The following is an 11,832-nucleotide window of genomic DNA, read 5'->3' on the forward strand; positions in this document are numbered from 1 at the left end:
AAGAGATGTCGACTGATGCACCGCTATCGCGAGCAGGCTCACGCCTACAGGGGAATGCGCTTAACCCTATCGAAAAGGGAGAGTCCTGATGTCGGGAACGACTCTACTGATCAACCTCGCAGGCTCCATCGCACTCTTGCTGTGGGGCACTCACATGATTTCTTCGGCGTTGTTGCGCGGCTTCGGCACGCCGCTGCGCCAGTGGCTGGGCCACAACTTGAACAACCGCTGGATGGCGCTGCTGTCGGGTATCGGCATCACCGGCATCCTGCAAAGCAGCACCGCCGTCAGCCTGATGGCGACGTCGTTTACGGCCGCCGGGACCCTGGGGCTGGCGCCGGCGCTGGCGGTAATGCTCGGCGCCAATATCGGTTCGACCCTGGTGGTACAACTGCTCAGCGTCGACGTTTCAATTCTCACCCCCATCGTGTTGCTCGCGGGTTTGATGGTGTTCCGGCTGCGCGATGACTCACGCTACGAAAGCGTCGGCTGTGCGCTGATCGGCCTGGGGCTGATGTTGTTGGCCCTGCGCATGCTCGGCTCAACCCTGGCGGACGTCGAAGGCACGCCGGTCTTCCAGCTGATCATGCAGAGCCTGGACGGCGATCTGCTGATTGCGTTGCTGCTGGCGCTGATCCTCACCTGGCTGTGCCATTCCAGCGTGGCGGTGGTGTTGCTGATCGTCTCGCTGGCCGCCACCGGCCTGCTGTCGGGAACCACCCTCGTCGCGCTGGTGCTCGGGGTGAACATTGGCGGTGCGCTGCCTTCGGTGATCAATGCCGGTTCGAGCGTCGGCCGGCGCTTGCCGCTGGGCAATCTGCTGGTGCGTGCGGTCGGTGCCTTGGTGGTGTTGCCGTTTGCCGGGCTGCTGGCCGAGCTGAAGCTGGAGCCGTCGGTGTTGGTGGTGTCGCTGCACAGCGGTTTCAATCTGCTGCTGGCGCTGGTGTTCATCGGCCTGACCGATGTGCTCGCCAAAGGGCTGACCCATCTGCTGCCGGCCCCCGAGCGGGATGTCGACCCGGGCATGCCGCACTACCTCGACGAAGCGGGTCTGGAAGTGGCCAACATCGGCCTGTCCAACGCCGCCCGGGAAGCGTTGCGCATGGCCGACATGCTCTCGGCAATGCTCGGCCGCCTGGTGCAGCTGTTCCACACCTCGGTGCCCGCCTGTGCCGATGAAGTGCGACGCGTCGATCAGTCTCTGGACCTGCTGGGCGCGGCCATTCGGGCTTACCTGGCGGACATCGGCAAGGAAGGCATCAGTGACAGCGATGCCGATCGTTCCCAGGAAATCCTGCTGTTCGTGATCAACCTCGAACATGCCGCGGACATTCTTTCCAGCAGCCTGACGCAGTTGGCCATGCGCCGCTTGCGCCGTGGCGAACAGTTCTCGGCGTTCGAGCTGGGCAACATCGCGCCGCTGCACGACGCACTGCTGGAAAGCCTGAGCCTGGCGATCACCGTGTTTCTGCGTGAAGACATTCCCACCGCGCACCACTTGATCCATCGCAAGGAGACGGTCAGAAGGCTCGAAGCGCACGCCAGCCGCGAGCACTTTCGCAAGTTGCAGGAAGACAAGAACACCTGGGCGGAGTCCGGCGACATCTTCCAGCGGGTCCTGCGCGATTACCGCCGCGTGCATCACCACATCGCCGCCCTGGGCTATCCGCTGCTGGAGCGTGCCGGCGAGCAACCGGTCGAGAGCACCGACCTGACCAAGGAGAATTCCTCATGCGCCTCTTGATCTGCGCGGGCCGCTATTACGCCGACAGCCGTCTGTGCCGACGGGTCCTCGACGCCTTCCAGCGCCTGCACCCCGTGCGTGTGCTGATCCATGGTGGCAATCAATACCTGGGCGGTGACATCGAAGAGTGGGCCCGGGAACACGGCGCCGACATCGTGCGCTACCCGCCCAACTGGCAGCGCCACGGCAAGTTGGCTGAACGACTGCGCAACCACTTCATGTTGCTCGACAGCCGACCTGACGTGGTGATCGCCCTGCCCGGCGGCGAAGACACCGAAGAGTTGGTCGCCCGGGCCCGGACGGCCGGCTTGCAAACCCTATCGGTAGAGGATCGGGGGCTGACCGCCGCCGCCATCAAATAACTTCGAGATAAACTTCATGCAAAACCCCACTCGTCTATTCGCGTCCTTCGTGCGCAGCCTGCCAGCCGCTCAAGGCCGGCGCCTGCGCCGCAATCTGTTGTTCGTCAGCCTCACTCTGAGCCTGATTGCGGTGCTCAGCATCATCTCCAAAGCCAACGCTGCCGGCGGTGCATATACGGTGGATGACGCCGGAATCAATGCCCCCGGCGAATGCAACATCGACGCCTGGTATCAAAACGGTCGGCACGGCTCATCCAGCAGCGTGGTGTCACAGGACTGCACGTTCAAAGGTCTGCCCAACGTGCAACTCGGTGCCGCCGTGCAGCACGACCGCGACGACGGGGACTCGGAAACCCGGTTGAGCCCGCAATTCAAGGCGCAAATTTTCTCCCGGGAAGACCTTGGCCTTGAGTTGGCGCTGGCGGGGTCGACTCACTTTGCCTTCAATCGGGCCCACGCCTTCGATGGCGTCGACCTGAACCTGCCCCTCACCTACCAACCTTTCGAAACCCTGCGCCTGAACTTCAATGCCGGCTGGACCCATGCCTATGACGATGGCGAGCAAAACCATCGCTGGACCTGGGGCACCGGCGTCGAATACGACCTGGCCCGTTCCCTGACGCTGATTGCTGAACGCTACGGCCAGCAAGGCGGCGAACAGGCATGGCAGGCCGGGCCAAGGTTGCATGTCGGTGAGCGCATCGACGTCGATCTGGTGGTGGGCCGCAACCTGACGGGGGAACGGGATCAGTGGCTGACCACCGGAGCAACGCTGCGGTTTTGAACGATTAGGTGCGGATAACGCATCCACAGGGAACTCCTGACGTTCGCCAGGCATCCTAAATGATGAAGTACTCCTTTTTTTGCTTCACGCTTCAGAGGACATTGCTATGCGCCGTCTGATTATCATCTCCTCATTCATGTTGTGTTTGCCCTTCGGTTCGGCCTTCGCCAAAGTGGACGCCGGCGATGTCGCCACCTCTGCGGGGGTTTCCGCATCACTGTACTCGACGTTCAAGGACCACAAACTGGCGATTCCCGCCCGTGATGACGCCTCCAGCTTCGTTGCCAGTGGCGGTACGATTCGCGGTGTGTACCTGGAGTCGGTGTTGAATCAGATTCGCCAGGAAAATCCCGGACTCAAAGCCAGCGACGAAGAGCTGGCCAGAGCCATCCTCATCCACGAAGGCGTTGCTGCTGGCCAATGAAGGATTAAAAGGTAACGGTGGGGCTCGCGACAGCCGGATAGTCTCCAGCCCTGCCCCTTTGCTTCACTCCGCGGACAAGCGCGCCCACCCGGCCACCAGCTGCGCGCTGATGCTGACTCCGCCACACACCACAATCACCACGTCATGGGCTTCGGCGATCGCCGGATGGTCCAGGTATGCCACCGCCAATGAAACGCCGCACGCCGGTTCGACCAACTGGCGCAGGTCGTTGGCGTAACGCACCACGCCCATGATTGCCTCGTCATCACTGAGCACCACGCATTCGTGAGGAAAGTCGAGGATGTGCTGCACCGGCCACGCGGCCACTTTCGCAGCGCCCAACGATGTCGCGACGGTGTCGATACGCGGCAGCCTGACCGGATGTCCGGCCTCGACAGCGGCGGCAAAGGAGGCTGCTCCTTGGGTTTCGCAAGTGATGATCCGGCAGTCCATGCGATGGTGCCGGATCAAACCTGTCAGCAACCCCGCCAGTAATCCACCGCCCCCTACCGACGTCACCAGCGCATCGACTTGAGGGCAATCCTCGAGGACTTCATCAATCAGGGTGCTGTGCCCTTCCCACAGCACGGGATGATCGAAGGCGGGCACGTACTCGGTATCCGCATCCTGTGAAAGCGCTTTGGCCCGTTGGTTGGCCTCGTCCCAGACCTTGCCGTGAACGATGACCTCGGCGCCGGTTTTCCTGATCCTGGCACGGGTGGTTTCCGGGGTGGTGTGCGGCACAATAATGCAGGCTTTCAGCCCGAGGGCAGCGGCGGCCATGGCGGTGGCAAAACCGGCGTTGCCGCCGGAAGGACAGACGACTTTGCTTTTGCCTTGGTCCTTTGCCTGACTGCACAGAAGGCCCATGCCGCGTAATTTGAACGAGCCGCTGGGTTGCAGGTTTTCCAGCTTGAGCCAGATGCGCCGGGTCGGCGTTGACAAGCCAGGGTGCAGAATCAAAGGCGTTCTGATGTGAAGCATTGTGTGCTCCCTCGGCAGCACCGGCCTGTCGAGGTTTCGGCGAGCCGGTGATGAACGATCCTTCTCCAAGCTTAGTTCACCCTGCCCCAGGGCTATCGGTTTACCGGTAGCGCGGTGCCGCCGATGAGTGGCCGAACGAGCCTGACAGCACTTGGCGCCGGGCTTCGTAAGCGTCCCATTTATCAGCCTCGTGCAGGCCCGGGATGGTCACCACCTCACCCTTCGCCAGGCCGACCAGCGCCGCATCGACCATGTCCTCGGCGGACATCACGATCTCTTGTGGCAGGTTTTCCACCGGGTTGCCGGCCTCGCTCCAGAAATCCGTGGCAGTTGCGCCGGGCAACACCGCCTGAACGCGTATGCCTTTGTCGGCCAGTTCGTGGTGCATCGATTGGCTCAAGCCCAGCACGAAAGCCTTGGTACCGCCGTAAACGCCGTTGAGGATTTCTGGAGCGATTGCGACGATGGAGGAAATGTTGATCACGGTGCCGGTGCCCCGCGCGACGAAGCCGGGCACCACGGCATAGGACAGACGCATCAGCGCGGTGACATTGAGGCTGATCATGGCGTCCATGTCGTCCACCGGGCTGCCGAGCAACGGCATCACGCCACCAACACCGGCATTGTTGACCAGCAAGGTGATGCTCGCGTCGTTGCGCAGAATGCTTTCAACCCGTAGCAGGCCGGCTTTGTCTTTGAGGTCGGCAGCAACCACTTCCACGGCGCGGCCGGTTTCGTTGCTCAGATGATTGGCCAAAGCGTTGAGTTTGCCATGGCTGCGGGCGACCAGAATCAGGTCGTAACCCTGCCGGGCGAGACGGTCGGCGTAGACCGCGCCAATGCCCGAAGAAGCGCCAGTGATCAGTGCAGTGCCTTTGGATGAAAGAGCCATGTTCAATTTCCTTCACAGTGAGGCGATAAGGTCGCCGGGTGTGAACTGTTATAAATTGACTGACGCTCGTCTCAAATGACGTTTAAAGTACGTTTTTCGGACATTGGCTTTTGAGGGCACCATCATGACTTCCGTGGCGTTCGTGGTTTTCGAGGGGTTCCAGTCCATGGCGTTGGCGGCGATGCCGGTGTTCGAATACGCCAACTTCAGCGCTGGCGAAGCGCTTTACGAAGTCAGCGTGATCTCTGAGGAGGGTCGCTCCCTGCGGGCTTCCGGCGGCTTGAGTGTCGGCACCCAGGCGTTTGATGAGCGGGTGTTCGACACGGTCATCGTGGTCGGCGGCGATTCGATTCTCGAGCAGGCGCCCGAGGGTGTGTTGGCGTACCTGCGCGACAGCGTGAAAACCGCCCGGCGCACCGCGTCGATCTGCTCGGGGGCATTCGTGCTGGCCCAGGCCGGCCTGCTCGACGGACGGCGGGCCACCACGCATTGGGCCTATGCGCGGGACCTGCAAGCGCGGTTTCCCTCGATAAAAGTGGAAGATGATCGTATTTACGTGGTCGACGGTTCCATCTGGACCTCCGCCGGCATGACCGCGGGCATCGACCTGGCGCTGGCGATGGTTGAAAAGGATCATGGCGCCGACCTGGCCCGTTCGGTGGCGCAGAAACTGGTGATGTACCAGCGCCGCGCGGGTGGTCAGTCGCAGCATTCGGCCTTGCTGGAACTGGAGCCCAAATCCGACCGCATTCAGACCGTCCTCGGCTACGCCCGGGAACACCTGACATCGGCGTTATCGGTGGAGCAACTGGCGGAAGTGGCACGCCTCAGCCCACGACAATTCAGCCGCACCTTCCGCGCCGAGACCGGGCAGTCCCCGGCCAAGGCCATCGAAAATCTGCGCCTGGAGGCGGCGCGGCAAATGCTCGAGCGCGGACGGCTGACCCTCGACCAGATCGCCGCCGAGGCCGGCTTCACCGACCGCCGCCGCATGCGCGAAGCCTTCCTCCGGGCGTTCGGCCAACCGCCGCAGGTCATTCGGCGTAATGCCAGGTCGCAGATGACGGCGTAAGCGTCAGCGCGGGGGAAGCGCTGCTCGCAGGTCGACCGTTTTATACAGCGGCATTAATCACAGGGCCACGCCATCGGCCTGGACCAGCGGCATCAACCTTGGCATCGCCACCTCGAAGGGGTCCATCCACGCAGGCATCGGGGGCGACCCCTCGTCGAGCGGCTCGAAAAAATCATCCCAGTGAATCGGAATCACCAGCCCCTTCCAGGGTTTTCTCGCAGACCCGATTCAAACGGTCCATGCACCTCTGCTTTTGCCTGACCGAAACGTTTCCTGACGCCAGCCCAAACCGGCGAATCGGCATGAACATCTACACTGAAGACATCGGTGCAAAGCGGGAATGGGTGCCCATGAAAATCTCGGCCCAGCTGGCGTTTTTCGCCATCGTTTCCACCCTCGCCTACCTCGGTCTCGCGGTGTGGGGAATGGGCGGGTTTGCGGCGTTTTTTGCCCATGGCTCGCTGGTGGTCGTGGCCATTGCAACCTTGGCGATGGCGGTTGCCTCGTTGTTCACCGAGGTCAATCTGAGCTCCGGCGAACGTGAAGATCGGGCCAATCGCTGGGTGTTGCCGGCATTCGGCGTCATCGGATTACTGAGCGGATTTCTGCCGGCCTATACCGATCGGATCGACGTCTGGACCTTCGGTGGCGAGGATGTGCGCTGGTTGGGGGCATTGCTGTTCATCGGCGGCGGCGCGCTGCGGATGTGGCCGGTGTTTGTGCTGGGCAAGCGGTTTAGCGGGTTGGTGGCGATTCAGCCGGGGCACAGTCTGGTGACCGAAGGGATTTACCGCCGCTTGCGCAACCCCAGTTACCTGGGGATGTTGGTCATCGCCGTGGGCTGGGCGCTGGCGTTTCGCTCGGGGGTCGGGCTGTTGCTTGCGGCGCTGACGGTAATTCCGCTGATTGCGCGGATTCATTCGGAAGAGGCGTTATTGAAGGCGCAGTTCGGGAATGAATATGAGGCTTATTGCGCCCGGAGTTGGCGGTTGATCCCCGGGATTTATTGACCCTGCACAGTCCCAATGTGGGAGCGAGCCTGCTCGCGATAGCGTCGGCACATCCAGCCTCTGTTTGACTGAAAGACCGCTATCGCGAGCAGGCTCACTCCCACATTAGAGTGGGTGCAGGCGGATATGGTTATCGGGAGCCACTTGCGCCGCAACGGAGTCATAGCCGGCCAATGTCGCATGCACCGTCTGAATCGGATGGTCATGAGTCGAGGTGATGATCACAAGGTCCGCCCCTGCCGCCTCCGCCGCAAGTATCCCCACGGCGGCATCTTCAAAGATCAGGCAGTCAGTCACCTCGACTTCCAGCCGTTGAGCCGCCAGTCGGTAGCCCGCTGGGTCCGGTTTGCCGGCGCTGACGTCTTCGGCGGTGACCATAACATCGGGTTCGGGAATCCCTGCTGCCGCCATCCGGCGCACCGCCAGTGCTCGCGGTGCCGAGGTGACGATGGCCCATTGATTCTTGGGCAGGGACCTGAGGAAGTTCGCCGCACCGGCCACTTCGACCACCCCCTCCACGTCCTCGATTTCCGCTTCGGTGATCCAGTCGGCTTGGGCCTTGGCATCCACCCCGGACAACGCCAGACGATTAATGGTGTCGATGGCGCGGGCGCCGTGAATGGTCGGCAGAAAGGACTCGACATCCACGCCGTGCTGCAAGGCCCAAGTGGTCCAGATCCGCTCCGCGGCGGCGATGGAATTGAGGACGGTGCCGTCCATATCGAACAGGAACGCGCGATACGGGGTCTTGAAAACGGAGTTGTGGGCAGACAAGGATAAGCTTCCTTCGTGTGTCAGGCAGGTCCGTTAATGTACACGAGCGACACTTACTGTCGCGACTTGAAGGCCGCCTCGACACAATCCAGCAGTTGTCCCAACGCCCAGGGTTTTTTGATGAACGACACCTTATGCCGGACCCCGGAGGATTTGGGAGTTTCAAAACCGGACATGATCATGATCGGCTTGCCGGGCCAGCGATCGCCGAACTCATTGGCCAGATCCGCGCCGTTCCGCTTTCCGGGCATGGTGATGTCCGTCAACAACAGACCGACCTCGTTGGCGTGTTTTTTCAGGTATTCCGATGCGGCATCCGCGCTGACTTGCGGTTCAACCATGAAACCTTCTTCCTGAAGAATTTCACAGAGAAACTCAAGAATAAGCGGGTCATCTTCAACCACCAGAATCAACCTGCCAGGAAGCTGCTCGCCCGCCGTCGGTGTTGGACACATGACTTTGCCACTCCCTGATTACCTAATGAATTCGCAGGCTCAAAACCGCTGCCTACAGGTATGAGCAGCGGATCTGCAGGAAATTCATTTTTGATACAGGCGTCTTGAATATTGTGCGTACATGCCGACCATTGCAGCCGTTCGCCCACCCACAATTGTGTTTAAAATGCTGCCTCCCATCAAACTGCTGGCCCTGCCCGATGAACGCTGACGCTCTCTCCACCCTTCACGACCATTTGCTGACCGCCCTGGCCGATGCCCCCGCGGAAACCCGCCGGCTGTTCCATGGTCGGGGCCGGTGCTGGCCCGGGCTGGAGCAATTGACCGTCGACTGGCTGCAGGGGGTGGTGCTGGTGTCGCTGTTCAAGGAGCCTGAAGCGGCGCAGCTGGAAGCATTGAAGCGGTTGCTGATGACGGTCACGGAATCGGCGCAGTGGCAACAATCAGGGGCGCACACCCTGTTGCTGCAACACCGTTACCTGCTGCAAAGCACCACCGAATGGCTGCTTGGGGAAGCGATCGAAGAATTGATCATCACCGAGGGTGGCCTGCGTTATCGGGTGGACCTGGGCCGCAAGCAGAACACCGGGTTGTTCCTCGACATGCGCTACGGCCGCGACTGGGTACGGGCCAATGCCGCAGGCAAGCGCGTGTTGAATCTGTTCGCCTACACCTGCGGCTTTTCGGTCGCCGCCATCGAGGGAGGCGCCGAACACGTGGTCAACCTGGACATGTCGAGCCCGGCCCTGAACCGTGGTCGCGACAACCATCGGCTCAATGGCCATGACATGAGCAAGGTGAGTTTTCTCGGCCACGACTTGTTCAAGTCCTGGGGCAAGGTGATCGGCAAGGGCCCTTACGACCTGGTCATCATCGATCCACCGTCCTTTCAGAAAGGCAGTTTCCTGCTGACCAAGGATTACCAGCGCGTGCTGCGTCGGCTGCCGGAGTTACTCAGTCCCGAAGGGACGGTGCTGGCGTGCATGAACGATCCGGCGTTCGGCGCGGACTTCCTGATCGATGGCGTGATGCGTGAAGCGCCGGGTTTGCGGTTCGAGCGGCGGCTGGAGAATCCGCCGGAGTTTCCGGATGCTGATGTTGAATGCGGGTTGAAGGCGTTGGTGTTCACACTGAAGGACTGAGTGCTGCTGACTGTGGGAGCGACGATTCGACTTGCTCGCGATGGCGGTGGGTCAGTCGATATCTGTGTTGAATAATAAATCGCTATCGCGAGCAGGCTCGCTCCCACAGGGGGGCTGGTGTGGGGCTACTGCTTGGGTCAACGCGGCTGCAACACCAGCGCAAACAGTTCGCCGTGACCGTTCACATTGAGCTTGTGATAGAGGTTGCGTCGATGCACTTTCACCGTCTCCGGCGAGATGCCCATTTGCTGGGCAATGGCTTTGCTGGAGAAGCCTTGGAGAATCAGTCGAGCCGTTTCGACTTCGCGCACTGACAATCGCGCATCGAAGCGATCCAGCAAGGTGGCCAGATCGCCGGCCACGGCCTCGGCAGTCGTACCTTGCGGCGGCATCAATTGCTGGTGCCGGCGCATGGCCGACAGCACCCAATCGCGCACGCACAGCAAACTCCCCTGCTCTTCAAGCGTGAACCGCGTCGAGCGACCCAGCGATAAGCCGAGCACGGCGCCGTCGATGTTGACCATGAACTGCAACTCGTCACCGCCGACCACCGAGCGGAAGTAGCTCAGGTAATACTCGCTCTGCTGAAACTGGTCGGGAGCCACCGAGTCGAGGCTGTGCAGGCCATCGGCAATGCCCGCGCAAGCCGCTTGGTAAAACGGATCGAGCAGGTACATGCCGGCGCTGTAGTCCGCCAGTTCTTCGTGTTCGGTGGCGCCCCCCTTGGAGTCGAAGTCGATCAACAAGCGGGGCACTCGCCCCTCCCGCATCACCGCCACCAGTGCGTTGTCCAGCGGCACCAGCAGCCGCAGCGTGTCGACCAGCGCGCGCCAGAAACCGTCCTGACCCAACGCGTCAAATACCCGCGCCAGCCCTTGGTGCACCGGCAACTCTTTCAACAACGCGTCCACGCACTACCCCTTTCGAGTAACCCATGATGGGAATGGGTGTGTACCCCGCCTGCCGATACGCTGCAAGCACCTGTTCATCACCGGCCTGCAGCAGGCCAGGAGTGCCGCATCATGAGTCGTCGCCGTCAACAGATCAATCTTGGACTGAGCGCCTGTATGTGCGTTTCGCTGTCGGCGGTCGCTGCCGAGGGGCCCACGGTTCATGTCTACAACTGGTATGACTACATCGGCCCCACCACCCTGCACGACTTCAAGCGCGACACCGGAATCGAGCCGGTTTACGACACCTTTGACAGTGCCGAAGTGCTGGAAGGCAAACTGCTCACCAGCCGCAGCGGGTACGACGTGGTGGTGGCGAGTAACTTCAGCCTGCCGACCCTGATCAAGGCCGGCGCCCTGGCACCACTGCCTCGCGCACAGATGCCGGATTTCAAGAACATGGACACCGAGCTGCTGGCGAAACTGGCCAACAACGATCCGGGCAACCAGTACGCCGTGCCGTACCTGTGGGGCACCAACGGCATCGGCTACAACATCGACAAGGTCCGTGCCGCACTGGGTGACAAGGCGTCGGTGGATTCCTGGGACCTGGTGTTCAACGAAGAGAACCTGGCCAAACTCGGCCAGTGCGGGGTGGCGATGCTCGACTCGCCGTCGGAGATGTTGCCGGTCGCCCTGCACTACCTGGGCTTGCCGCCGAACAGCACTAGCCCCGAGGACTACAAAAAGGCCGAAGCACTGCTGCTCAAGCTGCGTCCGCACATCGCCTACTTCAACTCGTCGAAGTTCATCAGCGACCTGGCCAACGGCAACATTTGTGTGGCGGTGGGCTGGTCCGGCGCGATGCTCGAAGCCAAGACCAACGCCGAGCAGGCCAAGAATGGCGTGAAGATCGCTTATAGCCTGCCGAAGGAAGGTGCGCCGGTCTGGTTCGACACGCTGGTGTTGCTCAAGGACGCACCGCATCCAGAGCAAGGCCTGGCCTTCATCGACTACCTCATGCGCCCCGAAGTCATCGCCCCGGTCAGCGATCACCTGTCCTACCCCAACGGCAACCGCAGCGCGACACCGCTGGTGGCTGAATCGACCCGCAACAACCCCGCTGTTTATCCGTCGGCCGAAGCACTGGCGACATTGTTCACCCTTCAACCATTGCCGCCGGCCATCGAGCGGGTGCGCACACGGATCTGGAGCAAGGTGAAGAACGGGCAGTAATTCAGGCTGCTACAGGGATCGCATCAGCCACGCATTTTTTGAATAAATTGAAGATGAGAGAAC

General features: G+C 61.4%; 14 protein-coding genes. 8 read left to right on the forward strand and 6 right to left on the reverse strand.

The window, feature by feature from the left end; translation table 11 throughout:
• The first annotated feature begins 88 nt into the window (after positions 1-88).
• From FHL16_RS23635 to FHL16_RS23650, 4 genes are all read left to right on the forward strand, one after another.
• Entirely contained in the window at positions 89-1,744 is a 1,656-nt protein-coding gene (locus FHL16_RS23635) for a Na/Pi cotransporter family protein (RefSeq protein WP_077749443.1), read from the forward strand.
• Positions 1,732-2,106: an SLOG family protein gene (locus FHL16_RS23640; protein WP_010455279.1), complete on the forward strand. Its 375-nt coding sequence runs from the start codon at positions 1,732-1,734 to the stop codon at positions 2,104-2,106. The genes FHL16_RS23635 and FHL16_RS23640 overlap by 13 nt, the downstream gene beginning before the upstream one ends.
• 16 nt (positions 2,107-2,122) lie before the next feature.
• Positions 2,123-2,890 (forward strand): hypothetical protein, encoded by a 768-nt coding sequence (locus tag FHL16_RS23645; RefSeq protein ID WP_077749444.1) that lies wholly within the window; start codon positions 2,123-2,125, stop codon positions 2,888-2,890.
• A 106-nt stretch (positions 2,891-2,996) separates the two neighbouring features.
• On the forward strand, positions 2,997-3,314 hold the full coding sequence (locus tag FHL16_RS23650) for a DUF2388 domain-containing protein (RefSeq protein ID WP_010455283.1): 318 nt from the start codon (positions 2,997-2,999) through the stop codon (positions 3,312-3,314).
• A gap of 63 nt (positions 3,315-3,377) precedes the next feature.
• On the opposite strand, the gene FHL16_RS23655 is transcribed toward FHL16_RS23650, so the two are convergent.
• Both FHL16_RS23655 and FHL16_RS23660 read right to left on the reverse strand, forming a co-directional pair.
• Positions 3,378-4,298, reverse strand: a complete 921-nt coding sequence (locus FHL16_RS23655; RefSeq protein WP_077749445.1) for a pyridoxal-phosphate dependent enzyme — start codon at positions 4,296-4,298, stop codon at positions 3,378-3,380.
• A 100-nt stretch (positions 4,299-4,398) separates the two neighbouring features.
• Positions 4,399-5,190, reverse strand: coding sequence for an SDR family NAD(P)-dependent oxidoreductase (locus FHL16_RS23660; RefSeq protein ID WP_077749446.1), 792 nt, complete (start codon positions 5,188-5,190; stop codon positions 4,399-4,401).
• A gap of 124 nt (positions 5,191-5,314) precedes the next feature.
• On the opposite strand from FHL16_RS23660, the gene FHL16_RS23665 reads away from it, so the two are divergent.
• Entirely contained in the window at positions 5,315-6,262 is a 948-nt protein-coding gene (locus FHL16_RS23665) for a GlxA family transcriptional regulator (RefSeq protein ID WP_077749447.1), read from the forward strand.
• Positions 6,263-6,319: 57 nt separating this feature from the next.
• Here FHL16_RS23665 and FHL16_RS34100 read toward each other — a convergent pair whose 3' ends face one another.
• Positions 6,320-6,457: a hypothetical protein gene (locus FHL16_RS34100; RefSeq protein WP_158080550.1), complete on the reverse strand. Its 138-nt coding sequence runs from the start codon at positions 6,455-6,457 to the stop codon at positions 6,320-6,322.
• Positions 6,458-6,612: 155 nt separating this feature from the next.
• On the opposite strand from FHL16_RS34100, the gene FHL16_RS23670 reads away from it, so the two are divergent.
• Complete coding sequence (locus tag FHL16_RS23670; RefSeq protein WP_077749507.1) at positions 6,613-7,272, forward strand: methyltransferase family protein; 660 nt, start codon at positions 6,613-6,615, stop codon at positions 7,270-7,272.
• 105 nt (positions 7,273-7,377) lie between these two features.
• Here FHL16_RS23670 and FHL16_RS23675 read toward each other — a convergent pair whose 3' ends face one another.
• The gene (locus FHL16_RS23675) at positions 7,378-8,046 is read right to left on the reverse strand and encodes an HAD-IA family hydrolase (protein WP_077749448.1); all 669 of its coding nucleotides are present in this window, start codon (positions 8,044-8,046) and stop codon (positions 7,378-7,380) included.
• A 53-nt stretch (positions 8,047-8,099) separates the two neighbouring features.
• The gene (locus tag FHL16_RS23680) at positions 8,100-8,501 is read right to left on the reverse strand and encodes a response regulator (RefSeq protein WP_010455297.1); all 402 of its coding nucleotides are present in this window, start codon (positions 8,499-8,501) and stop codon (positions 8,100-8,102) included.
• A gap of 200 nt (positions 8,502-8,701) precedes the next feature.
• Between FHL16_RS23680 and FHL16_RS23685 the strand changes: the two genes are divergently transcribed.
• Entirely contained in the window at positions 8,702-9,643 is a 942-nt protein-coding gene (locus FHL16_RS23685) for a class I SAM-dependent methyltransferase (RefSeq protein WP_077749449.1), read from the forward strand.
• 137 nt (positions 9,644-9,780) lie between these two features.
• On the opposite strand, the gene FHL16_RS23690 is transcribed toward FHL16_RS23685, so the two are convergent.
• On the reverse strand, positions 9,781-10,554 hold the full coding sequence (locus tag FHL16_RS23690; protein WP_077749450.1) for a helix-turn-helix transcriptional regulator: 774 nt from the start codon (positions 10,552-10,554) through the stop codon (positions 9,781-9,783).
• 111 nt (positions 10,555-10,665) lie between these two features.
• Between FHL16_RS23690 and FHL16_RS23695 the strand changes: the two genes are divergently transcribed.
• On the forward strand, positions 10,666-11,769 hold the full coding sequence (locus FHL16_RS23695) for an extracellular solute-binding protein (RefSeq protein WP_077749451.1): 1,104 nt from the start codon (positions 10,666-10,668) through the stop codon (positions 11,767-11,769).
• Positions 11,770-11,832 lie beyond the last annotated feature (63 nt).

This window comes from Pseudomonas sp. FSL W5-0299, from assembly GCF_005930655.1.
Classification (GTDB): domain Bacteria; phylum Pseudomonadota; class Gammaproteobacteria; order Pseudomonadales; family Pseudomonadaceae; genus Aquipseudomonas; species Aquipseudomonas mandelii.

Coding starts and splice junctions, on each gene's coding strand:
- FHL16_RS23685 (WP_077749449.1), top strand. CDS start 8,702: ATGAACGCTGACGCTCTCTCCACCCTTCACGACCATTTGCTGACCGCC.
- FHL16_RS23670 (WP_077749507.1), top strand. CDS start 6,613: ATGAAAATCTCGGCCCAGCTGGCGTTTTTCGCCATCGTTTCCACCCTC.
- FHL16_RS23650 (WP_010455283.1), top strand. CDS start 2,997: ATGCGCCGTCTGATTATCATCTCCTCATTCATGTTGTGTTTGCCCTTC.
- FHL16_RS23660 (WP_077749446.1), bottom strand. CDS start 5,190: ATGGCTCTTTCATCCAAAGGCACTGCACTGATCACTGGCGCTTCTTCG.
- FHL16_RS23680 (WP_010455297.1), bottom strand. CDS start 8,501: ATGTGTCCAACACCGACGGCGGGCGAGCAGCTTCCTGGCAGGTTGATT.
- FHL16_RS23640 (WP_010455279.1), top strand. CDS start 1,732: ATGCGCCTCTTGATCTGCGCGGGCCGCTATTACGCCGACAGCCGTCTG.
- FHL16_RS23655 (WP_077749445.1), bottom strand. CDS start 4,298: ATGCTTCACATCAGAACGCCTTTGATTCTGCACCCTGGCTTGTCAACG.
- FHL16_RS23665 (WP_077749447.1), top strand. CDS start 5,315: ATGACTTCCGTGGCGTTCGTGGTTTTCGAGGGGTTCCAGTCCATGGCG.
- FHL16_RS23635 (WP_077749443.1), top strand. CDS start 89: ATGTCGGGAACGACTCTACTGATCAACCTCGCAGGCTCCATCGCACTC.
- FHL16_RS23695 (WP_077749451.1), top strand. CDS start 10,666: ATGAGTCGTCGCCGTCAACAGATCAATCTTGGACTGAGCGCCTGTATG.
- FHL16_RS23645 (WP_077749444.1), top strand. CDS start 2,123: ATGCAAAACCCCACTCGTCTATTCGCGTCCTTCGTGCGCAGCCTGCCA.